Source organism: Pseudomonas sp. Leaf129 (assembly GCF_001423465.1).
Taxonomy (GTDB): Bacteria; Pseudomonadota; Gammaproteobacteria; order Pseudomonadales; family Pseudomonadaceae; genus Aquipseudomonas; species Aquipseudomonas coleopterorum.
The window spans coordinates 429137-452584 of sequence record NZ_LMOC01000007.1 but is presented as its reverse complement, the minus strand read 5'-3'; the positions used below and the strand labels follow the sequence as shown (position 1 = coordinate 452584).

18 protein-coding genes are annotated in these 23448 nt (G+C 63.3%); 3 read left to right on the top strand and 15 right to left on the bottom strand.

Annotation, left to right across the window (positions count from 1 at the left end; translation table 11 throughout):
* Positions 1 to 12 precede the first annotated feature (12 nt).
* From ASF66_RS13650 to ASF66_RS13620, 7 genes are all read right to left on the bottom strand, one after another.
* Entirely contained in the window at positions 13 to 1023 is a 1011-nt protein-coding gene (locus ASF66_RS13650; protein WP_056844225.1) for a chemotaxis response regulator protein-glutamate methylesterase, read from the bottom strand.
* A complete protein-coding gene (locus ASF66_RS13645; RefSeq protein ID WP_056844224.1) occupies positions 1020 to 3338 on the bottom strand; it encodes a hybrid sensor histidine kinase/response regulator in 2319 nt (772 codons plus the stop codon). The genes ASF66_RS13650 and ASF66_RS13645 overlap by 4 nt, the downstream gene beginning before the upstream one ends.
* Positions 3335 to 4018: a chemotaxis protein CheW gene (locus tag ASF66_RS13640; protein ID WP_056844223.1), complete on the bottom strand. Its 684-nt coding sequence runs from the start codon at positions 4016 to 4018 to the stop codon at positions 3335 to 3337. The genes ASF66_RS13645 and ASF66_RS13640 overlap by 4 nt, the downstream gene beginning before the upstream one ends.
* Positions 4015 to 5289, bottom strand: coding sequence for a CheR family methyltransferase (locus ASF66_RS13635; protein ID WP_056844222.1), 1275 nt, complete (start codon positions 5287 to 5289; stop codon positions 4015 to 4017). Before ASF66_RS13635 ends, ASF66_RS13640 begins: the two co-directional genes overlap by 4 nt.
* On the bottom strand, positions 5286 to 5804 hold the full coding sequence (locus tag ASF66_RS13630) for a chemotaxis protein CheW (protein ID WP_056844221.1): 519 nt from the start codon (positions 5802 to 5804) through the stop codon (positions 5286 to 5288). The genes ASF66_RS13635 and ASF66_RS13630 overlap by 4 nt, the downstream gene beginning before the upstream one ends.
* Positions 5804 to 7426 (bottom strand): methyl-accepting chemotaxis protein, encoded by a 1623-nt coding sequence (locus ASF66_RS13625; RefSeq protein ID WP_056844297.1) that lies wholly within the window; start codon positions 7424 to 7426, stop codon positions 5804 to 5806. Before ASF66_RS13625 ends, ASF66_RS13630 begins: the two co-directional genes overlap by 1 nt.
* A 204-nt stretch (positions 7427 to 7630) precedes the next feature.
* A complete protein-coding gene (locus tag ASF66_RS13620; RefSeq protein ID WP_056844220.1) occupies positions 7631 to 8389 on the bottom strand; it encodes a tellurite resistance TerB family protein in 759 nt (252 codons plus the stop codon).
* Positions 8390 to 8679: 290 nt separating this feature from the next.
* Between ASF66_RS13620 and ASF66_RS13615 the strand changes: the two genes are divergently transcribed.
* Positions 8680 to 10293, top strand: coding sequence for a glucan biosynthesis protein D (locus ASF66_RS13615; protein ID WP_056844219.1), 1614 nt, complete (start codon positions 8680 to 8682; stop codon positions 10291 to 10293).
* 73 nt (positions 10294 to 10366) lie between these two features.
* Here ASF66_RS13615 and ASF66_RS13610 read toward each other — a convergent pair whose 3' ends face one another.
* The 3 genes from ASF66_RS13610 to ASF66_RS13600 all read right to left on the bottom strand — a co-directional run bounded on the left by ASF66_RS13610 (position 10367) and on the right by ASF66_RS13600 (position 13901).
* Positions 10367 to 11473 (bottom strand): NADH:flavin oxidoreductase/NADH oxidase, encoded by a 1107-nt coding sequence (locus ASF66_RS13610; protein ID WP_056844218.1) that lies wholly within the window; start codon positions 11471 to 11473, stop codon positions 10367 to 10369.
* 122 nt (positions 11474 to 11595) lie between these two features.
* The gene (recJ, locus tag ASF66_RS13605) at positions 11596 to 13305 is read right to left on the bottom strand and encodes a single-stranded-DNA-specific exonuclease RecJ (protein ID WP_056844217.1); all 1710 of its coding nucleotides are present in this window, start codon (positions 13303 to 13305) and stop codon (positions 11596 to 11598) included.
* A 56-nt stretch (positions 13306 to 13361) separates the two neighbouring features.
* A complete protein-coding gene (locus tag ASF66_RS13600) occupies positions 13362 to 13901 on the bottom strand; it encodes a YaeQ family protein (protein WP_049861282.1) in 540 nt (179 codons plus the stop codon).
* Positions 13902 to 14079: 178 nt separating this feature from the next.
* Here ASF66_RS13600 and ASF66_RS13595 point away from each other — a divergent pair, with 178 nt between their 5' ends.
* Positions 14080 to 15006: a TIGR02285 family protein gene (locus ASF66_RS13595; protein WP_156463192.1), complete on the top strand. Its 927-nt coding sequence runs from the start codon at positions 14080 to 14082 to the stop codon at positions 15004 to 15006.
* Positions 15007 to 15083: 77 nt separating this feature from the next.
* Here the strand turns inward: ASF66_RS13595 and ASF66_RS13590 are convergent, their stop codons facing one another.
* Positions 15084 to 15374: a DUF3509 domain-containing protein gene (locus ASF66_RS13590; protein ID WP_056844216.1), complete on the bottom strand. Its 291-nt coding sequence runs from the start codon at positions 15372 to 15374 to the stop codon at positions 15084 to 15086.
* A gap of 251 nt (positions 15375 to 15625) precedes the next feature.
* Between ASF66_RS13590 and ASF66_RS13585 the strand changes: the two genes are divergently transcribed.
* Positions 15626 to 16288: a response regulator transcription factor gene (locus ASF66_RS13585; RefSeq protein ID WP_156463191.1), complete on the top strand. Its 663-nt coding sequence runs from the start codon at positions 15626 to 15628 to the stop codon at positions 16286 to 16288.
* A 40-nt stretch (positions 16289 to 16328) separates the two neighbouring features.
* Here ASF66_RS13585 and ASF66_RS13580 read toward each other — a convergent pair whose 3' ends face one another.
* From ASF66_RS13580 to ASF66_RS13565, 4 genes are all read right to left on the bottom strand, one after another.
* Positions 16329 to 16796, bottom strand: coding sequence for a response regulator (locus tag ASF66_RS13580; protein WP_156463190.1), 468 nt, complete (start codon positions 16794 to 16796; stop codon positions 16329 to 16331).
* A gap of 85 nt (positions 16797 to 16881) precedes the next feature.
* Complete coding sequence (locus ASF66_RS13575) at positions 16882 to 20505, bottom strand: transporter substrate-binding domain-containing protein (protein ID WP_056844215.1); 3624 nt, start codon at positions 20503 to 20505, stop codon at positions 16882 to 16884.
* 134 nt (positions 20506 to 20639) lie between these two features.
* Complete coding sequence (gene thrC, locus ASF66_RS13570; protein ID WP_056844214.1) at positions 20640 to 22049, bottom strand: threonine synthase; 1410 nt, start codon at positions 22047 to 22049, stop codon at positions 20640 to 20642.
* Between the two features lie 25 nt (positions 22050 to 22074).
* Positions 22075 to 23379 (bottom strand): homoserine dehydrogenase, encoded by a 1305-nt coding sequence (locus tag ASF66_RS13565; protein WP_056844213.1) that lies wholly within the window; start codon positions 23377 to 23379, stop codon positions 22075 to 22077.
* Between the last annotated feature and the right edge of the window lie 69 nt (positions 23380 to 23448).

Here is a 23448-nt window from a genome sequence, read left to right as displayed (position 1 = left end):
CGTGGCTCGAGTTCATCGTGAAAATACGTCCATCAGTCGGGGTGCGATCCGCTCGAGCGGACGAATTTCAACAGCTGCATCAATGGCCGCCGCCGCTTTCGGCATTCCATAGACGGCGCTGCTGAGCTGGTCCTGGGCGATGGTCAGGTAACCGCGCTGACGCATCGACTTCAAGCCCTGCGCGCCGTCGCGGCCCATGCCGGTGAGCAACACGCCCACGGCGTCGCCGTTCCAGAATTGCGCCACACTACGGAAAAAAACATCTATGGAAGGTCGGTAGATCTCGTCTACCGGTTCTGCCGTGTAGGTTAAGGTACCATTTTTCAGCAGACGAATATGATGATTGGTGCCAGCCAGTAGCACAGTGCCAGCCTGAGGGGTCTCACCGTCCCGCGCCAGGCGCACTGGCAGGCCCGAGGCACTGCTCAACCACTCGGCCATTCCGGCGGCGAATACCTGGTCCACATGCTGGACCAGAACGATGGCCGCCGGGTAATCGCGCGGCAATCCCTTGAGCAGGATTTCCAGCGCGGCGGGGCCGCCGGCCGACGAGCCGATGGCCACCAGTTTCTGTCGCATCCCGCTCGCGCGCGGCAGCGGCAACTCGCTGCGCACCGCCGGGCTGCGCTGTCCCACCAGCCAACCGATGTTGAAGATCTTGCGCAACAATGGCGCCGCAGCCTCGCGAGCGTCGCCGACACCCAGCGTGGGGGTATCGACCACATCCAGGGCACCGTGGCCCATGGCCTCGAAGACACGATGAACGTTCTGCTGGCGGTCGACCGTGACGATGACGATGGCGCACGGGGTGTTGGCCATGATCTGCCGGGTGGCTTCCACGCCGTCCATCACGGGCATGATCAGATCCATCAGGATCAGGTCCGGGGTCACGGTCTGGCAGCGCTCGACCGCTTCGCGGCCGTTGCTGGCCACCCACACCACCTCGTGGGACGGCTCCAGCGCGATCGCCCGACGCAACGCTTCCACGGCCATGGGCATGTCATTGACGATGGCGATCCTCATCCCCGCGCTCCTCCAATCAACTCAACCACCGCATCGAGCAAGGCATCGTCGTGGAAACTGGCCTTGGCCAGGTAATAATCGGCCCCGGCGTCGAGGCCGCGGCGGCGGTCCTCTTCGCGGTCCTTGTAGGAAACCACCATGACCGGCAACGACTGCAAGCGGCTGTCGCGGCGCAGCAGGGTCACCAGTTCGATGCCGTCCATACGCGGCATGTCGATGTCGGTGATCAGCAGGTCGAAGTCTTCGCTGCGCAAGGCATTCCAGCCATCCATGCCGTCGACGGCCACGGCCACATCGTAACCGCGATGGCTGAGCAGCTTGCGTTGCAGCTCACGGACAGTCAGCGAGTCATCCACCACCAGCACCCGCTTGCGCGCCGCTTCGGCCTGCTGGCTGCGTTTGTCGATGCGCTCCAGGCGACCGGTATTGAGCAGCTTCTCCACCGAGCGGAACATGTCTTCGACGTCGATGATCAGCACTACCGAGCCGTCGTCGAGCAAGGCACCGGCGGAAATATCCTGGACCTTGCCCAGGCGCGCGTCCAACGGCAGCACGACCAGCGTGCGCTCGCCGATGAAGCGTTCCACGGCCACGCCGTAGATCGCTTCGCGGTCGCGGATCACCACGACCTTGACGGTCGCCTCGTTGCCTTGACCGGACGGCCGCTGCAACAGCTGACTGGCGGCCACCAGGCCGACATGACGGTCCTGGAACCAGAAGTGCTGGCGGCCTTCGAGCTGGATGATGTCCTCGGCCGGCAGGTCCATGGTGTGTTCGATGTGTGCCAGCGGAAACGCGTACGCCTCGCCGCCCACTTCCACCGCCAGACTGCGTACCACCGACAGGGTCAGCGGCACCTCGATGTGAAAACGGCTGCCCTGCCCCGGCACCTGAATGAGCTCGACCGAGCCGCGCAGCTGGCGGATCAGGTGTAGCACCGCATCCAGCCCGACGCCTCGGCCCGACACCTCGGTGACCGTGTCGCGCATGCTGAAACCAGGCAGGAACAGAAAGCTGAGCAGCTCCTCTTCACTGAGCTGCTCCACCGTATCGGCGGCCGACAAGCCGCGCTGGACAATGCTACGGCGCAGCGCGGCCAGATCGACCCCACCGCCGTCGTCGCTCAGGTCCAGCACCAGCAAGCCTGCCTGATGGGAGGCGCGCAGCACCACCCGGCCTTCGGCAGGCTTGCCAGCCAGCAGGCGATGCTCGGGCGTTTCGATACCGTGATCGACGGCGTTGCGCAGCAGGTGGGTCAGCGGCGCTTCGAGTTTTTCCAGAACGTCGCGGTCGACCTGGGTCTTCTCGCCTTCGATGTCCAGCCGCACCTGCTTGCCCAGCGAGCGGCCGAGGTCGCGGACCATGCGTTCCTGGCCGCCCAGCATGTCGGCAAACGGGCGCATGCGACAGGCCAGCGCCGTGTCGTAGAGCAACTGCGCGCGCTGGCTGGCCTGCCAGCCGAAATCATCCAGTTCCGCAGTCTGCTGCAGCAGCATCTGCTGGGTCTGGTCCAGCAGCGACTGGGCCTGCGCCAAGGCGTCGCACACCTCGGCGCTCTGCCCTTCGAGCTGCAATTGTTCGGCAAGGCCGCCGAGCGCACGGATGCTCTGCGCCTGCATGCGCTTGAGACGCTGCATGGTCAGCAGATAGGGCTTGAGCCGTTGGGTCTCCACTAGCGACTTGCTCGACAGGTCCAGCAGGCTGTTCAAACGTTCCGCCGTGACGCGCAATACCCGCTCGCCGGTGTCACTGACCCGGCGTGCCCGGTTCGCCGGGAGTTCGGCCACGAAATCGTCCAAGGCTGGCGTTGCGTCCGCCAGTTCGGCGACGGGGGGCGCCTCGGGCGGGGTGTCCATGGGTAGCTCGAGCGGCGAAGGTGTAGCCGGTGGCACCGTGGGCGAGACCTGCGCTGCGGCGGCGGCCAACGGATCCATCACCGCCGCCATCTGCGCCACGTAGGCATCGATATCGTGCGTGCCGGGCGCGCCGGCACCGGGCGTGCCGATACGCATCAGCAAATCGGTGCCCAGCAGCAGCGCATCGATGTGCTCGGCCATCAGGTACACGCGCCGTTCCTGGGCCGCCACCAGGCAATCTTCCATGACGTGAGCCACGCGCACACCGGCGTCCAGGCCGACGATGCGCGCCGCGCCCTTGAGCGAATGGGCCGCGCGCATGCACGCTTCCAGTTGGTCGGCCTGGGTCGGGTTGCGCTCCAGGGCCAACAGCCCGGCATTGAGCACTTGAGTCTGTGCCTCGGCTTCCAGGCTGAACAGTTCCAGCAACGAGGCGTCGCGCATCTGCTCCGGGGTCATGTCAGGCTCCGGTTCATGGCCTGCAGCAGCGCCGTGTCGTCGAGCAGGCGCACGCTGCGCCCGCGAAATGGCAGAACGCCCTGAGTGAACCGTGCGCCCGCCTGGGTCGTGGCCGTGGAAGCTTGTTCGAGCTCGACCAGATCGATGCGATGGATACCGTCCACTTCCTCCACCGGCACCACCACCGAGCCGCCGTCTATGGCGATGATCAGCATACGCGGCATGACCCGCGCGGAGACGGCTGGGGTGGCGTGCTGGGTGTCGATGCCCAACAGCTCCTCCAACGCCAGACACGGCACCAGCGCGCCGCGTACGTTGGCAACGCCGCGCAACGCCCGCGAACGCTGGTGCGGCAGCGAATGCACGGCCTGCACCGGCGCCACTTCCACCAGGCAGCGGGTGGCCAGCGCCAGCCACTCATCGGCCAAGCGAAACAGAACCAGTGATTTGCTTTCGACCCTTCCCACCGCTTCGCTGTAATGCAGAGGCGCATGCTGGCGATCCAAAGCGTAGCGGTCCAGCAGACGGACCGCTGCCGAGGCGTACACCGCGCAGTTGCGGCAATGGATGTGCTCGGCCAGCAGTGGGCAGGATTTGTCGCCATGAATGCCGATGCGGTTCCAGCAGTCATCGATCTGCTGGGCGTCGATGTCGATGTCGATCAGGTCCAGGGCGGTCATCGTTTATGCTCCTGCGCCTGCGGCCGGTCACTGCGCGCGGCACGCTCCTGCAGGCGCCGCGCACCGGCGATATCGCCTTGGGCAGTGAGAAGCATGGCCAGGTGAGCCAGCGCCTCGGCGTGCTGGGGATCGAGGTACAACGCCTTGCGATAGTAACCTTGGGCCTGCAACACCTGGCCGCCGACGTCACTGAGCAGGCCCAGCCAATAGAACACCTGAGGGTCGGGCCCATGGCTGCGCAGGTAGGTATCGCACGCCGCCTGGGCCTCGGTACTTTTACCTTCGTTGGCGAGTCTGGCGATCTGCGCAAGCAAGGCTGCGCCGTCGCTCGCCACCGTTTCGGCGGCGTTGGCCACCGGCAGCGCCAGCACCCGCGTGCGGGTACGCAGCGGCTGTCGGCCCGGTTCGGGCAGCAGTTTGATCGGCATCTGCAACCGCGCTGGCGCAGGCGCCAAGGGCGTGGGCGCAGGCGCAACCTGACGATCGCGGACGAAGGCGAACGACTGCGCGATGCCGATCGGGCGCATGCCCAACCGCGCCAGCAGACTGCCCTCGGCCGGGCCGATGAACAGCGCACCGTCTTCATGAGTCAGTTTTTTCAGCACTTCGAACACCTGCTGCTGGGTCGGCAGGTCGAAATAGATCAGCAGGTTACGGCAGAACACGAAGTCATAGGCGCGCTCGCCGCCCAGCAACAGCGGATCGAGAATGTTGCCCACCTGCAGGCGCACCTGCGTGCGAACTTGCGGTGCGAGCAGGTAACCCTCATCCGTCGGCGCAAAATGTCGATCACGAAATGTCAGCGGCGCTCCGCGAAACGAATTGCGCCCATAGATCGCCCGTGTCGCCCGGCTTACCGAGAGTGGGCTGATGTCCACGCCGTCCACGCTGAACTGCTCCGGCGCCAGCCCGGCATCGAGCAAGGCCATGGCGATCGAATAAGGCTCCTCGCCCGTCGAACAGGGCAGGCTGAGGATACGCAGCGGCACGCCGGGTCGTTCGCCAAGGCGCGCTTTGGCGACCTTGCACAGCGCGGCGAAGGATTCGGGGTAGCGCATGAACCAGGTTTCCGGAACGATGACCGCCTCGATCAACGCCTGCTGCTCCGCTGCCGAGCCCTGCAACAGCGTCCAGTAGGCATCCAGGTTCGGGGCATGTGCGGCTTGGCTGCGCTGCGCGACCGCGCGCTCGATCAACGCCGGGCCTACCGACGCCACATCCAGACCGATGCGGTCACGCAGAAAACGCACGAAGCGCTGGTCGTCACTCATCGCGCGCCCTCCTCCACGACCGAGGCCGCCAACTGCGGGGCAAAGAGCAGTTCGCGCACGGCCGGCTCGAGCAGATCCTGCACGCGCAACCACTGCAACAGGCCCTGACTGTCTTCGCGCACTGGCCCCAGGTAGGGCGTGGCACGGTTATGCACACCACTGGGTTTGAAGTCGCGTGGATCGCAGCGCAGCGTTTCGCTGGCGAATTCGACGATCAGCCCCAGGCGAGCCTGAGTACCGGCCTGGTCATTCGGGTAGTGCACCAGCACCAGACGCGTACTGGTGCGGCGCACAGCTGCGACGCCAAAGCTCAACGCGCTGACGTCCAGCACCGGCACCACACGACCGCGATGGGCGAATACACCGGCCACCCACGTCGGCGCCTGCGGGACCGGCTTGAGCGGCAGCAACGGCAGAACCTCCGCCACCTCCAGCGCATCCAGCGCGAAGCGCTCCTGTGCGATGCGAAACAGCAGGAACAGCTTGTTGCGCGCGGCGATCGGCACTGCGCCCATCAGACTTTGAAGCGCGAGACGCCGCCGCGCAGTCCGGTGGCGACCTGGCTCAGCTCGTCGATGGCGAAGCTGGCCTGACGCAGCGATTCCACCGTCTGACTGCTGGCATCGCCCAACTGCGCCAAGGCATGGTTGATCTGTTCGGCACCGGTGGCCTGCGCCTGCATGCCCTCGTTGACCATCAGCACGCGCGGCGCCAATGCCTGCACCTGGCCGATGATCTGCGACAGCTGATCGCCGACCTGCTGAACCTCGAACATGCCGCGGCGCACCTCCTCGGAAAACTTGTCCATGCCCATGACCCCAGCCGAGACGGCCGACTGGATTTCGCGCACCATCTGCTCGATGTCATAGGTGGCCACGGCGGTCTGGTCGGCGAGACGGCGTACTTCGGTGGCGACCACCGCAAAGCCGCGCCCGTACTCGCCGGCCTTCTCGGCCTCAATGGCGGCGTTGAGCGACAGCAGGTTGGTCTGGTCCGCCACCTTGACGATGGTCACCACCACCTGGTTGATGTTGCCGGCCTTCTCGTTGAGGATCGCCAGCTTGGCGTTGACCAGCTCCGCAGCGCCCATGACCTGATGCATGGTTTCTTCCATACGCGCCAGACCCTGCTGACCGGAACCGGCCAGGGAGGATGCCTGGTCGGCTGCCGAAGTGACCTCACCCATGGTCCGCACCAGATCGCGCGAGGTGGCAGCGATCTCTCGCGAAGTAGCGCCGATCTCAGTAGTTGTGGCGGCGGTTTCGGTCGCCGTGGCCTGTTGCTGCTTGGACGTTGCGGCGATTTCGGTCACCGAGGTGGTGACCTGCACCGACGATCGCTGCGCCTGGGCCACCAGCGCGGTGAGCTCGGTCATCATGTCGTTGAAGCCCAGCTCGACCTCGTTGAATTCGTCCTTGCGCGCCAGGCTCAGGCGAGTGCTCAGGTCGCCGTTGCGCATGACCTCCAGGATCCGCACGATCTTCTGCATGGGCGCCATGATAGTGCGCAGCAGCCACAGCCCGCACACACCGGCGACGATGATTGCCACCAGAAGGGAAATCACCAGGCTGACCTTGGCCGCGGCTACCGAGGAGTCGATGGCCGAAGTCGCCTTCTCGGCCCCCTCGCGATTGCGATCGATCAAGGTATTGAGTTGCTTGCGCCCGGCGACCCAGGCTGGCGTCAGGTCGTCGATGGCCATCTGCTGGGCTTCGCTGAACTTGCGCAGGCGATAGGCTTCCAGCACGTCGGCCAAGGTTTTTTCATAGGTCACGCGCATCCGCTCGAATTCTTCGAAAGCGGCTTGGTCTTCGCTGTCCTGGACGGTGCTGCGGTAATTGGCCATCTGCTGGGTCAGGCGCTCGGCGAAGCTCTTGTACTGCTCCTCGTCGGCCGTGATCAGCTCGCGCTGATAGCTCAGGCCCACCAGTTGCTGGGTATAGACGTAGCTGTCCACCCAGGCACTGCGGATCATGGAGCTGAATACCACGCCCGGCACACTGTCGGTGCGCACCTTGGTTTCGTTGGTCTCGATGGTCTGCAGACGTGAATAGGACACCACGACCATCAACAGCATGATTGCGATGACAACGGCGAAACTCGCCAGGATGCGGTGGCGCAAGGACCAGTTCTTCACAGTCAACCCTCGAAAATTCCTACAGCACAAACGAAAAATCGCCTGAGTATAGCCCTACCTCAGGCGATTTCGTGCTGTTGCTCAACTTTCGTTCATCAGCGAGGGTAATGCCAGTTGCTACGTGATCAACGCATGACTATTGCCGACCGACGTCGTGATCGGCAGATGAACGGTGACGCCCTCCGTTCAACCTGTCTATTCACTTCACGCGACCTCGTCTTCGGCCTGACGAACCTGCTTTTCCAGTTCCAGCTTCAGCGCAGGGTCAAGGGACAGCTGCTTGGCCAGTTCGTCCAGGTAGGCTCGCTCCATGAAGTGCTCCTGATCCACCATCATGACGCTGGCGATGTACATCTCAGCGGCAATCTCCGGGGTCTTGGCAGCGCGCGCTACGTCCACCGGATCCAGAGGCTTGTTCAATTCGGCGTGTAGCCACTGCTGCAGCTCGTTGTCCGAATCCAGGCGGGTGAACTCGCCTTCGATCAGTTCACGCTCGCGGTCGTCCACATGGCCGTCGGACTTGGCTGCCGCAACCAATGCCTTGAGGATGGCCTGGCTGTGTTCCTCGACCTGCTGGGGCGGCACCCGGTCGACCGTCTGCGGCTCGCCACGTGGCGCGCTCTGCTGCTGGGCCTGCCAGTTGCCATAGGCCTTGTAGGCAATGACGCCCAACGCTGCCAGGCCACCATAGGCCAACGCCTTGCCGCCGTACTTGCGTGCGCTCTTGTTGCCGAGCAGCAGGCCCATGGCGCCACCGGTCAGCGCGCCCTTGCCGCCGGACAACAGGCCACCCAAGGCGCCGCCCGCGCCGCCTTTGCCGGAAAGCAGACCGCCGAGTGCACCGGCGACACCACTGGCACCACCACCGGCGCCACCCAAGGGCGAAGAGCCACCGCCGCTTTTGTTCTTCAGCAGCTCCTGGCCGGATTTGAACAACTGGTCGAGCAAGCCACGCGTGTTCATTTTTTGGTCTCGTCAATGGGAGAAACGTTTGACGAGAGTAAGGGCATTCCGTTGCTTGGCTCGAATGGTGATTTGCTTCGGGATGTTGCGCAAATGATCGGCCACAACGGTCAATCGAGGGGCCGACGGGGACCTATCCGGAAAACTTTTTTACAGGAGTTTGCGAACACATCGGTCATTCCGGTATCTGTGTACAGTTCGCTGCGTTTGGACAAGGCAGGCCCAAACCTTCCCATTTGAGCCTCGCAGGTCGCTTGGAGCGACCGAGGTTGATTCAGAACAGGTTAGCTATGCACCGCAGACACCTTCTGAAAGCGTCGATGGCCCTTGCGGCCTATACCGGACTGTCGGGCACCGGGCTGTTCGCCGCCCAGGCCCTGGCGGCCACCGCCGATGGCGAAGCCGAGCCGTTCAGCTTCGACATGCTCAAGGCCCAGGCCAAGAGCCTGGCCGCACAGGCCTATGTCAGCAACAAGCAGACCCTGCCCCCGACCCTGGCCAACATGACGCCACAGCAATTCAATGCGATTGGCTACGACGCCAACCATTCGTTGTGGAACGACCTCAAGGGCCAACTGGACGTGCAGTTCTTCCACGTCGGCATGGGCTTCCGCACCCCGGTGCGCATGTACAGCGTCGATGCCGAGCGCAAGCAGGCGCGCGAAGTGCATTTCCATCCGCCGTTGTTCAACTACCAGAACACCACGGTCGACACTTCGCAGCTCAAGGGCGACCTGGGCTTCGCCGGCTTCAAGCTGTTCAAGGCGCCTAACCTCGAACGCCACGACGTGGTCTCCTTCCTCGGCGCCAGCTACTTCCGCGCCGTCGATGCCACCGGCCAGTACGGTCTGTCCGCGCGCGGCCTGGCGATCGATACCTATGCCAAGAAGCAGGAAGAGTTTCCTGACTTCACCAAGTTCTGGTTCGAAACGCCAAGCAAGGACAGCACCCGCTTCGTGGTCTACGCCCTGCTCGACTCACCGAGTGCCACCGGCGCCTATCGCTTCGACATCGATTGCCAGGCAGAGCGCGTGGTCATGGACATCGATGCGCACATCAACGCGCGTCAAGACATCGAGCAACTGGGTGTGGCACCGATGACCAGCATGTTCAGCTGCGGCAACCACGAGCGGCGTATGTGCGACACCATTCATCCACAGATCCACGATTCGGATCGCCTGGCCATGTGGCGCGGCAATGGCGAATGGATCTGTCGACCGCTGAACAACCCGGACCGTGTGCGTTTCAACGCCTTCGCCGATGTCGATCCGAAAGGCTTCGGCCTGATCCAGACCGACCACAACTTCAGCAACTACCAAGATACGGTCGATTGGTATCACAAGCGGCCGAGCCTGTGGGTCGAGCCGACCACCGCCTGGGGCGAAGGCGCCATCGATCTGGTGGAGCTGCCGACCACCGGCGAAACCATGGACAACATCGTCGCCTTCTGGACACCCAAGAATCCGGTCAAGGCCGGCAACTCCCTGAATTTCGGCTACAAGCTGTACTGGAGTGCCCTGGCACCGGTCGGCACGCCCCTTGCGCGTGTCGCGGCAACGCGCTCCGGGATGGGTGGTTTCACCGAAGGCTGGGCGCCGGGCGAGCATTACCCCAACGTCTGGGCGCGCCGTTTCGCCGTGGACTTCACCGGTGGCGGGCTGGAGTCGCTGAAAACGCCGATCGAACCCATCATCACGGCCTCGGGCGGCAAGGTGCAGGACGTTCAGGTGTTGGAGTTGCCGGACATCAAGGGCTTCCGCGTACTGTTCGACTGGTACCCCACCAGCGACAGCGTCGATCCGGTGGACATGCGCCTGTTCATCAAGACACAAGGGCGCACGTTGAGCGAAACCTGGCTCTACCAGTATTTCCCTCCAGCTCCGGAAAAGCGCAAGTACGTCTGATGGACTGAAGCGGCATGGCCTCTTCGCCTCATGATTCCAGGGGCGAAGAGGCCATCATTGAAACGCCCGACGATCAGTCGCGCAGGTCCGATTCCAGGATCGGCTGATCGCGGTGGGTGGCGCGCTGGTACTGGGCTGGCCAGGTGGCCAGGCGACCGCCCAGGTCTTCGTCGGCGTGCAGGGGCCAGTACGGATCGCGCAGCAGTTCACGCGCAAGCAGGATGATGTCAGCCTGACCGGTACGCAGAATGTGCTCGGCCTGAGCCGGGTCGGTGATCATGCCCACGGTGCCCGTGGCGAGATCAGCCTCCTTGCGGACCCGCTCGGCAAAGCGCGTCTGATAGCCTGGTCCGGTTGGAATCTCGGCATTGGCCGAAGTGCCACCCGACGACACGTCGACCAAGTCAACGCCCAGCGCCTTCAAACGTTTGGCCAACTCGACGGTTTCGTCCGGGTTCCAGCCGTCTTCCACCCAGTCGGTCGCGGATACGCGGACGAACACGGGCAATTCCGCCGGCCACACCTCGCGAATGGCTTGCGTGACCTCAAGGGTCAGACGAATTCGGTTTTCAAAACTACCTCCATACTGATCCTGACGCTGATTGCTGAGCGGCGACAGGAACTGATGCAGCAGATAACCGTGGGCCGCATGAACCTCGACCACCTTGAAGTTGGCGGTCAGTGCGCGCCTGGTGGCGGCAACGAACGCCTGGACGATGTCCTTGATGGCGGCTTCGTCCAACGCAGTGGGTGCGGTGTGCTGTGGGTCGAAGGCGATCCGCGAGGGCCCGACGGGCACCCAGCCACCTTCATTGACTGGCACGCTGCCATGCTTGCCCAACCAGGGTCGCCAGGTACTGGCCTTGCGCCCGGCGTGGGCCAGCTGGATCGCCGGCACAGCACCCTGTGATGTGATGAAGCGAGTGATGCGCTGCAGCGGTTCGATCTGCTCGTCATTCCACAGACCGAGGTCTTCAGGTGTGATGCGACCATCGGCGGTCACCGCGGTGGCTTCGGTGAAGACCAGACCGGCACCGCCGCTGGCACGACTGCCCAGGTGCACCAGATGCCAGTCGTTAGCCAGGCCATCGGCGCTGGAGTACTGGCACATCGGCGATACCGCAATGCGGTTGCGCAGGGTCAGCTGGCGGAGGGTATAGGGTTCGAGCAGCATGCTCATCGGGCACCTCGGTTGGCAGTTCCACATGGGACGAGAGGCCGTCGGCCGATAGACGTGGCGGACGTACCCATCTCGCTCTTGAAGACCAGTCGACAACCCGGCCGCGACCGTGGTTCCGCCTGTCAGCGTGGCTCGATGTGGGTAATCAGCAACTGCACCGTCTCGCGCCCGCGAAACTCGTTGAGGTCCAGCTTGTACGCCAGCTGCACCCAGCGCACCGATGGGTCGGGCCATACTTCGCGGTCGACGCCGAAGGCGATACCGTCCAGGCTGACGCTGCCGCACTCGGTCTTGAGCATGACCTTGAGATGACGCTCGCCAACCACTCGCTGCTCCACCAGTTGAAACACGCCATGGAACATCGGCTCGGGAAAATGCTGCCCCCAGGGCCCGGCATTGCGCAGGGCGCGCGCCAGCTCCAGGTGGAACTCCTCGACGCCCAAAGTGCCGTCGGACAGCAGGCGTCCGGTCAGGTCCTCCTCGCACAGCTGGCTGCGCACCTGGGCATCGAACGCCTCACAGAACGCCGGGAAGTTCTCCTGCGGCAAGGTCAATCCCGCCGCCATGGCATGCCCACCGAACTTGCTGATCAACTGCGGATGACTGGCCGCCACGGCATCCAGTGCATCGCGAATGTGAAAGCCCTGCACCGAACGCGCCGAGCCCTTGAGCAAACCGTCGCCCGCATCGGCGAAGGCAATGGTTGGCCGGTGGTAGCGCTCCTTGAGCCGCGAGGCAAGGATACCGATCACACCCTGGTGCCACTGCGCGTCGAACAGGCACAGGCCGAACGGCATGGATTCCACCGCCAGGTCCTTGAGCTGGGCCAGGGCTTCGCGCTGCATGCCCTGCTCGATCGACTTGCGGTCCTGGTTCAACCCGTCGAGCTGCGAGGCAATCGCCTGGGCGCTGGGCAGATCGGTGCTCAACAGGCACTCGATGCCCAGGCTCATGTCGTCCAGGCGCCCGGCGGCATTGAGGCGCGGCCCAAGGATAAAGCCCAGATCGGTCGAGGTGATCCGCGCGGCCTCGCGACGTGCCACCTCCAGAATCGCTGTGATACCGGGCCGGGCTCGACCCGCACGAATTCGCTCCAGCCCCTGATGCACCAGAATGCGGTTGTTGGCATCCAGCGGCACGACGTCGGCCACGCTGCCCAGCGCCACCAGATCGAGGAGTTCGCCGATGTTGGGCTGCGCCACCTGGGCATAGCGTCCCAATTCACGCAGCCGTGCGCGCAGGGCCATCAACACGTAGAAAATCACGCCGACCCCGGCCAGGTTCTTGCTCGGGAACTCGCAGCCCGGCTGATTGGGGTTGACGATGGCATCCGCAGCCGGCAACTCGTGCCCCGGCAAGTGGTGGTCGGTCACCAGCACCTGCAGCCCGGCAGCCTTGGCCGCCGCCACGCCCTCGACGCTGGAAATACCGTTGTCGACCGTCACCAGCAACTGCGGCTCGCGCTGCAAGGCAACTTCGACGATCTCGGGGGTCAGGCCGTAGCCGTACTCGAAGCGATTGGGCACCAGGTAATCGACATGGGCAGCGCCCAACAGGCGCAGCCCGAGCACCCCCACCGCACTGGCTGTGGCACCGTCGGCATCGAAGTCGCCTACGATGAGAATGCGCTGACGCTGGTCGATGGCCGTCACCAACAGCTCGACAGCGGCTTCGATACCCTTGAGCCGCTGGAAGGGAATCAGGCGCGCCAGGCTCTTGTCCAGCTCCTGCGCACTCGATACACCACGCGCCGCGTAGAGGCGATTCAGCAGGGGCGGCATATCGCCGAGGAAGGGCAGGATCTGGGGCAACTGACGGGGTTCGATGCGCATGGTGCCTGGGGCGGTTCTCACTGCAAGACAAAAGAGGAAAGGTGAAACCGGGCGGCCTAGCGCTCGCCCAACAGCCACTCGAGCTGGACTTCGTGCTGACCGCGGTCATCGGTGACGAACACCGTGCCCTCGCTGATCATGACGTCCCACTTGATGACCCGAGGCATGTCCTTGGCCAGGGTCTCGAGCACTTCCTGAGGCACTGCGGCGATGTTGACGTTCTTCAGGTTCTTGACCGCATCGACCACCTTGGTCTGCCACACGCGCAGGCTGCCATAGGCCAGCAGGCTGGTACGCTCGGTACGCCGTGAACACCAGGTGAGCCGTTCGGCATCGGGCAGACCGACTTCGATCCAATGCAGGATCCGCCCATCCAGACTCTTTTCCCACAGCGCAGCTTCATCGACATCCGACAGACCGCGGCCGAAAGAGAGGTGCTCGTTGTACCACAGGGCATACGCTAGCAAGCGAACGGCCATCCGCTCTTCGGTTTCGGAGGGGTGACGGGCGATGGTCTGCTTGACGCTCTCGTAAACGCTGCGGTCAAGATCGGTCAGGTTCAGTTCGAATTTGTACGTGGTCGACGGCTGGGCCATTGGGCAGGCTTCTTGGGAACGGGAAAAGGCCGACAGTCTACCCGATGCGGCCTTGATCAACGACCACCACACACCACTGCGACGCTGCGGTGCGTTTTGATCATACGCCTGGGTGTGCAAAGATGGTGCAGTGTTTCAAAAACGGACAACCTGCCCCACCCCCTGCGCAAGGACTGCCATGGACTCATGTTTCAAAATCCTGCCGGCCGGCAGCCTTTTCCTGTCACTGGCGCTGTGCGCCTGCCTGCTCATCACACCCCATGCACATGGCCGGGAAACCATCACATGGCTGTTGCGCGACCTGGCACCGCTGACCATAGCCCGAGGGCCGGACCGTAACCGCGGCGCCGTCGACCAGGCCCTGCCATTGATGCGCGCAGCGCTGCCGGACTACGATCACAGCGTGCTCAGGGTCAACCGCGCGCGCGCCTCTCAGATGCTCGCCGAGCCGGGGCTTTACTGCGACCCTGCGCTGCTCTGGACGCGTCAGCGCGCGCAGACCATCTTTTATTCAGTGCCCAGCATGCACGTGCTGGGCAGTACATTGGTCATGCAACGAATCGACCTGCCGCTGATCGCCGATTTCATGGACGACGGCAAGGTCGACCTTGGCGCCCTGCTGCGCAGCGATACCCTGGCCCTGGGCATCATTGCCGGTCGCAGCTACGGCAGCGTCGTCGACCGCATTCTGGCCGAAGCCGACAGCCGCCAGATCCTCGCCCATCATGGCAACGACGCCATGGGGAGCCTGCTGCGCATGGAAAGACTGGGGCGGATCCATGCCCTGCTGGGCTACTGGCTGGAGGCTCGCTATCAGGCGCGCCAGGAAGGTTTGGATCCTCAGCAAATGGTGCAGGTCCCGATCAAGGGCGCGGCAAGAACACAGATCGTACATGTGGGTTGCTCTGACAGCCCCACCGGCCGCCGCGTAGTAGACGCCCTGAACCCTTTGCTGCTGGAATTGCGCAGTGGTCAATTAGCGCAGCTGTATGCGCAATGGCTGGCACCTGAGGAGAGGTCGGATTATCTGCGCGAAACCCGTGCATTGTTCAATGCGCGAAGGCTCAATGCACAGAGTACCGAGGCCTTGAGCAGCCAGCGGTAGGGAGGAAAATGGCAGGGCCGCGGCGCGCGCTGCCCACCAAAGGCCCTACCTCTAGGACAGCCAGGGCCTGATCAAGCTCAGGCCAGCGCGTGGCTGAAGCCAGCACTTTGCGAAACATTGCGCAGCGCTGCAATCATCGACGGTTCGAGCCGCCCCTCGGCAACCAGCAGATCACGGCGCAAGCCATCGACCACATCGGTAAAGGAGCGCAAGTCCTCGAATTGGCTGCGGTTGACCGAACGCTTGGTCACTACGCTTCCAGCCGCGCTCATGACCACGACCTGGCAATTGCCAAGACTATCCTGCCCTTCGAGAGTCACGCGATACGGTGTCAAGGCTTCATTGAGCAACAGGCTGATATTCTTCATCGCATCACCACTCGTCTGTTCGAATTCTTAAGGTGCATGACACTGACCCCTCCCCAGCGAGAAAAGTTCTGGGCTCGCCATGTCAGACTATTTCCGACAGTGCCTTCGGAATATGACAGTACGAATGTAAGACTTTTCTGATTGTGCGGTTTGGTGGCTACAGGGCCAGAAATGGACTACAAAACAGATCAGGAATAGACCACAGCTGTGCCAGAATTCACCGCCTGATTTGCCCGTCACCGGAGCCTGCCTTGACCGACCCACTGAGCGCACCCCTGCGGATTGCGCTGGCCGATGACCATCCGATCTTTCGTATCGGCCTGCGCGCCGTGCTGGAGCGAGACCCCGGCTTGCGCGTGGTGGCCGAAGCCGCCTCGCCACAGGAGCTGACGCACTGCCTGAATGAAACCGAATGCGACCTGCTGATCACCGACTACATGATGCCCTCTCGGGATCAAAGTGATGGCCTGAGGCTGATCGGGTATGTCGGCCGGCATTGGCCAAAGCTGCCTGTAATGGTGGTCACCATGCTGACCAATCCAGGGCTGCTGCGGGCAATCCTGAACTTGGGCGTGGTCGGGTTGTTGGGCAAAGCCAGCCTCGTCGACGAATTGCCGGCAGCGATTGCCAGCCTCAAGCGCAACAAGCCGTTCGTGGCGCAGTCGATAAGAAGTATCCTGGCCCTGCCGGGTGATAATCCCGCAAGCCAGCTCACGGGCCATGTCGACCTGTCTCCGCGCGAGCTTGAAATAACACGTCTGCTGGCCCAAGGCCTCTCGGTCAACGAAATCGCTCTCCAACTCAACCGCAGCAAGCAGACGATCAGCGCGCAGAAGGTCAGCGCCATGCGCAAGCTGGGCATCGACAACGATGCGGCGTTGTATATCTACATGCAGGCCCACGGATTGAAATGACCGGGATCGGCACGGGCCTGCATCGCACTACCGGGCGGCGCTAGGGGCGCAAAGGCAGAGGCCAGGCGCCGTCGCAGGAACTGATCTCGTGCACGTCAGGCAAGGGCAGCAAGGCCTGTACATCCATTCGACGCTGGTAATCCTGCAGCAGCCCATGCACCGCGACAGCCGACACGGGCGTGTACAACACGCCCAACAATGGCAACCGATGCTGGCGAGCCAGTGCCGCCAGCGGTTCGACTGACTGCGAGCCATTGCTGTAGAGGATCAGTGCCCGTGCCAGCCCGGTCGCGGCTAGATGGCGGATCAGCTCGCCCATGTCCAACCCGGCCATCGTCACCTCGCAAATGGCCACGTCCGCCCCATGGCGCTTTTCCAGCGAGAGACAGGCCGCGTTGAAGCTCTGAGCGGTGAGGACGTCGAATACCCCACAGGCATTGAGCACCTGATGCATGGCGATCAACTGATACGGAATGTCTTCCAGCACCAGAACTCTGAGCGAACGCATGAGTGAAAACCTCGAAGGAGCGCATCGAGCTGCGCATTGCCTGGCACTCTAAAGGGCAAGTGGAACGCTTGGGATAGGACAAGTCCTAAATTTCCGAGGAATTTTCTCGACAGCGCGCTATGGCCGTGGCCAACCTTGCGATTTCGCAATGGAGCTCCTTGCCCTCGACGAGCAATCGCTGCTCATCGCCCGACTGACAACACGCATCCACTTGGGCGAGCGCGCGCATCAATGGCTCCGCGTCGATAAGACGAGCAATGCCTTGAAGCCGGTGCAGCACCTCTTGCAGGCGTAACCAGTCGAGCGCCTCGACGACTTCGGTCAGCGCTCCGGCCTCTGCCTCCAGATTGCGGGAGAACTCGTCGAGCATTCGTCGCATGACCTTTTCATTGGCCTGGGTCAGACGTTGCAGCGCCTGCATGGAGAATGCCGGACCCTGCTGCAGGTCGGCGATGATCTGAGCCAGCCTGTCCAGGGCTATCGGCTTGACCAGCAGTTCATCCATGCCCGCTTCGGCACAGCGCAACCGCTCATCCTGCATGGCATTGGCGGTACAGCCGATAACCCGAACCGGACGTGCACCGGATAGCGCTTCCTGCTGGCGGATGGCTTGGCACAGGGCGTGGCCATTCATGCCTGGCATGTTGCAGTCGGTGAGCACCAGATCGTAATGCCCGGCTTGCCAGGCAGCCAGCGCCGTCACACCGTCGCTGGCGTCCTGCACCCGATGCCCCAGAAACTGCAACTGCTGGGTCAACACCATCCGATTGGCCGACAGGTCATCCACCACCAGAATGTCCAGCGCGGCGGTGTCAGGCCGCGGTTGGACAGGAGCCATTGCCGCCTCGGGCTCTGCATCGTGGCGTACATCGATCTGCACTTCGACTCGCGTTCCCACGCCTTCGGTACTGTGCAGGTTGATCGTGCCGCCCATCAGTTGGACCAACTGCTTGCAGATGGTCAACCCCAGGCCGGAACCGATGGATTCCTGTTGCAGGTCCACACCACCCTGGACGAACGGTTTGAACAATCTGGCCTGTTGCCCTGGCGTCATGCCTGCGCCCGTGTCGTTGACGACAATGGTCATCCGCCACTGGCCCGGGTTGAGCGCCTGCGCGTCGACAGCCAGGCTCACGCTGCCCTGGCGGGTAAATTTCAAGGCGTTTCCGAGCAGGTTGTGCACCACCTGCCGCAACCGCAACGGATCGAACCAGAACGTGCTGGCCATGGCCGGTGCGATGTCGAGATCGAGCGCAATGCCCTTGCGCTGTGCCTGGGCCGAGAACAGGCTGAGCATGCCTTCGAAGAACGGCCGGACCTCGGTCACCCGCTCGGCCAGTTGCAGGCTGCCTGATTCGATCTTCGTCAGGTCCAGACTGTCGCCGATCAGGGCGACAAGCTCCTGGGCCGAACGCCAGGCCACCTCGAGCGCCTCGGACACCGGTTGCTCGTCCCGCCGGCGTCGCTCACGCTCCAACTCGAGCAAGCCGATGATGGCCGCCATGGGCGTACGAATCTCATGGCTCATGGTCGCCAGAAAAGCGCTCTTGGCCTGGTTTGCCTGCTCGGCGGTGTGCCGAGCCTCTACCAGTTGATCTTCGAGGCGCTTGCGCTCGGAAATGTCGATCCAGCCGCCCAGCAAGCCCTGAAGCTGGCCCTCGGCATTGTAGAACGGCACGATCCATTGCCAGGCATGCACTTTGCGGCCGTGCATCTGGATCTGCCGATCAGCAGATACCGGCTGCTGATCGTCCAGCAGCTTGAGGTAGTCGCGATGCATCTGCTCGGCCTCGTCCGAGTTCACCACGACAACCTCCTGCAACGTGCGGCCCTTGATGTCTTGCAAGCGCGTCGCGAAGCTCTGCTCGTAGCTCTTGTTGCAGGACAACAGCCGTGCCTGCAGATCGCGCACATAGATGGGGCTGGGAATGCCATCGAGCAAGGCGCGCTGGAAGGCGAGCTGGTCGTTGAGCGCATGCTCGGCCTCGAGTCGCTGACGGATCTGCGCCTTGAGTCGGCCGCTCCACACCAGTGACACGGCGCCCAGCACCAGGGCCACCGCCAGCAGCCAATAGACCCAGGTGGCAATGCGCTGCCACATGGGCTCTGGCGGCACCACCGCACCCAGCCATTTCAAGCGCGCCGCGCGCAGTTCGGCTACCGGATACGCTTCCAGCGCTTTGTTGATGATCGCCGTCAGCTCGGGCTCCGAGGCGCGAATGGCGAAACGATCGGGTGACCATTCGCCATCGACATTACGTCCGACCTTGAGCACGCCAGGCGGATACCGTCCCACTGCGCGATAGGCCCCGACTTCACTGTCGATGGTCGCATCCGCCTCGCCACTGGCAACCATCTCGCGCGCCTTGTCGTAGGTGCTGACCAGGACCAGTTTGATCTGCGGGTACTGGCTGCGGATCGCGCTTTCCAGGGCATGTTCGGCCGGAATCGCCAGTACCTTGCCGGCGAGCTCGTCCAGATGACCGATGGGCAGATCCTCGGCGCGAACGATGAACACCCAACCCTGGCCCCCGAAGGAATGGCTGAAGCTGAGGAACGCCTTGCGTTCCGGGGTTTCCGAGAGCGTGGTGTTCATGTCGGCCTGGCCATGCTTGAGCATGTCCAGGCTCTGGGCCATGGAGCTGGAAGGCAGATAGACGAACTGCAGTCCCGTCATGTGCGACAGGGTCGCCAGCACCTCACTATTGAGCCCTACCCAGTTCCCCTGCCGATCTCGGTACAGGTAGGGCGGATACTGGGTCGCAACCACGCGAACCTGTCGGTGCCGGGCGATCCAGGCTTGCTCGGCGGGTTCCAGCGGAACCCGGTGGTGACCGATTTCCGACCCTAGCCCAGTGGTCCAGCGGGTCAGTATCTCACGGCGCAAACCGTCGTCGATGCTGGCCAGCGCCCGCTCGACCATCTGTCCCAGTAAAGGATCGGCCTGGCGACTGGCGATGGTGTACCCCACCGGGGGCAGGCCACTGGGGCCGATGATGTCCAGATCGAGGTAGGGACGCAGCGCATTGTAGGCACGCACGATGACTTCGTTGCTGATCATCGCATCGACATCGCCCTGATGCAGCGCTTGCAGGCCGCTGCTCAGGCTGGGTGCCATGACGATGCGGCTGTCCGGATACACGCGCTGCACAGTAGCGTCGTCGGCGTAGCCATCCACCAGCGCGACCTTCTGGCCAGCCAGGCCGGTTCCCCCCCCGCTACCGACGCGCCGCACGATAACACCATGGTCGGGCATGTACTCCTTGGTGAACGCCAGGCCGCCGATGGCCTGTTCATACCCATTGGCGCTGGTCAGCAGGTCGATTTCGCCATCCTTGAGTGCCTGCACCGCTTCGCTGCGCTGGGCGAAGCCCAGTACTCGCAATTCAACCCCCAGGCGGCTGCCGATCAGGCTCAGGTAATCGGCGCTCACGCCTTGATAGCGGTTGCGTTCACTGGTGATGTCGATGGGTTCATAGTCAGCCAGCGAGACGCCGACGCGGAGCGTCCCGTGGCGCTGCAACCATTGCTGCTCGGCACTGGAGAGCGGCAGGGGCGCGAGCTGGGCGAACGGTGCGACGAGCGCGAAAGGCAGACTCTGGGCGGCAGTGGCCAAGCCGGGCAAAAGGATGCAGGCGCCCACCAAAAGCCCCGCTGCCCACGCCATCGCCCCTGCGCGCGTGAAAAACGAGGTCGGTTTGGGTCTCATGCCGTGCATCCTTGCCTGCGGGCCGAAAGGGCCTGGGAAAAAGTTGCATAAGCTTGGCACTGTAAAAAGCATAAAGCCCGCATCGTGCGGGCTTTATGTGTTTCAGATCGCGTCAGGCGCGCTGCTGCGTACCGTCAGAGCGGCTTGCCGCGGTTGCCGTGCTGACTCACGAAGGCTTGTACGGCCGACAGGTCATTGGGCAGTACAGTGCACTTCTCTTCGCGTTCGAACAGATCGACCAGGTGCGGTGGCAGCTCCAGCGCCCTGCCCACACCCGCCTTCTGTACCGCCTCAGGGAATTTGACCGGATGCGCGGTACCCAGCACGACCATGGGCGTATCCAGGCTGCGTCGGCACTCGCGGGCCGCGCGTACACCAATGGCCGTGTGCGGATCGAGAACTTCGCCGCACTCGGCGAACACCTGGGCGATGGTCTCGCAGGTCTGCTCGTCACTGACCGCCAGCGAGTCGAACAGCTTGCGCGCCTCGGTCCAGCGCTCCTGCTCGACACTGAAACCGCCGCCCTGGCGGAAGTTGTCCATGAGGCCGGCAATGGCCGCGCCGTTGCGACCGTGCAGATCGAACAGCAGACGCTCGAAGTTCGACGACACCATGATGTCCATCGACGGCGACAACGTCGCGTGCAGGGTTTCCTTGACGTACTGGTTGCCGCTCATGAAGCGGTGCAGGATGTCGTTGCGGTTGGTGGCCACCACCAACTGGTTGATCGGCAGGCCCATGTTGCGTGCCAGGTAACCGGCGAAGATGTCGCCGAAATTGCCGGTCGGCACCGAGAATGCCACCGAACGCGCGGGCCCGCCCAGTTGCAGCGCTGCATGGAAGTAGTAGACGATCTGGGCCATGATCCGCGCCCAGTTGATCGAGTTCACCGCAACCAGCGGCGTGCCCTTGAGGAAGCTCTGATCGGCGAAGCTGTTCTTGACCATTTCCTGGCAATCGTCGAAGTTGCCTTCGATGGCGATGTTGTGCACGTTGTCGCCGCCGATCGTGGTCATCTGCCGACGTTGCACCGCCGACACGCGCTCATGCGGGTGCAGGATGAAGATGTCGACGTTCTCGCAGTGCTTACAGCCCTCGATCGCCGCCGAGCCGGTGTCACCACTGGTGGCGCCAATGATCACCACACGCTGGCCGCGCTTGGCCAGTACGTAGTCGAGCAGACGACCCAGCAACTGCAGGGCAAAGTCCTTGAACGCCAGGGTTGGGCCGTGAAACAGTTCCATTACCCACTCGTTGCCGTCCAGCTGGCGCAGCGGCGCGATCGAGGCGTGGGCGAACACCCCGTAGGTGTCTTCGAGAATCTTCTTGAAATCGGCATCCGGGATGCTGCCGGTGACGAACGGGCGCATCACTCGGAAGGCCAGCTCGTGGTAAGGCAGGCCTGCCCACGAGGCAATTTCTTCCTGGGTGAAACGCGGCAGATTCTCCGGCACATACAGGCCGCCATCGCTGGCCAGGCCGGCGAGCAGGACCTCTTCGAAGTTCAGGGCCGGGGCCTGACCGCGAGTACTGATATAACGCATTGCGAATTCCTCTGGCAGCTGCCGCTTAGTTCAAGTGCTCGACACGGATGCGCACAACCGGCCCGACGACGCCCTGCAAGGCTTCCAGCGCCTTGATGGCATCATTGATGTGCTGTTCGACGACGCGGTGGGTCAGCAGGATCATCGGCACCAGGCCGTCGTGTTCCTCGACCTCCTTCTGCATGATCGACTCGATGTTGATGCCGCGCTCGGACAGGATGCTCGCCACCTGTGCCAGCACTCCCGGATGATCCTTGGCCTGGATACGCAGGTAGTAGGCACTTTCGCACGCCTCGATCGGCAGGATCGGGTGGGCCGAGAGCGAGTCTGGCTGGAAAGCCAGGTGGGGAACACGATTCTCCGGGTCCGAGGTCATGGCCCGGACCACGTCGACCAGGTCGGCGACCACGCTCGAAGCGGTGGGCTCCATGCCAGCGCCGGCACCGTAGAACAGGGTGGAACCGGCTGCATCGCCGTTGACCATCACCGCATTCATCACGCCATTGACGTTGGCGATCAGGCGGTCGGCCGGGATCAGCGTCGGGTGGACGCGCAATTCGATGCCGCGCTCGGTGCTGCGTGCCACGCCCAGGTGCTTGATGCGGTAGCCCAAGGCTTCGGCATAGTTGACGTCGGCCGTGGTCAGGCGAGTGATGCCTTCTGTGTAGGCCTTGTCGAACTGCAACGGGATGCCGAAGGCGATGGACGCCAGGATCGTCAGCTTGTGCGCGGCATCGATGCCTTCCACGTCGAAGGTCGGATCGGCTTCGGCGTAGCCCAGTGCCTGTGCTTCGGCCAGGACGTCTGCGAAGGTACGGCCCTTCTCGCGCATTTCGGTCAGGATGAAGTTGCCCGTACCGTTGATGATGCCCGCTACCCAGTTGATACGGTTGGCCGACAAGCCTTCGCGAATCGCCTTGATCACCGGGATGCCGCCGGCAACCGCAGCTTCGAACGCGACGATCACGCCCTTCTCGCGCGCCTTGGCGAAAATCTCGTTGCCGTGCACGGCAATCAGCGCCTTGTTGGCGGTGACCACGTGCTTGCCGTTCTCGATGGCCTTGAGCACCAGTTCACGGGCGACGGTGTAGCCACCGATCAGCTCGATGACGATATCGATCTCCGGGTTGCCGGCCACTGCGAAGACATCGTTGGTAATGGGGGTACCGGCAATCTGGCAGTTGGGGTTCGGCGAGCGCATAGCAATCTGCGCCACTTCAATACCGCGCCCGGCACGGCGGGCAATCTCCTCGGCGTTGCGCTGAAGTACGTTGAAGGTGCCGCCACCGACGGTACCTAACCCACAGATGCCTACTTTGACCGGTTTCACTCTGAACTCCCCATGAAACGACCGCCCAGATGACGGTCGTGATACTGGCCGCAGGCCCTGAGCCTGCGG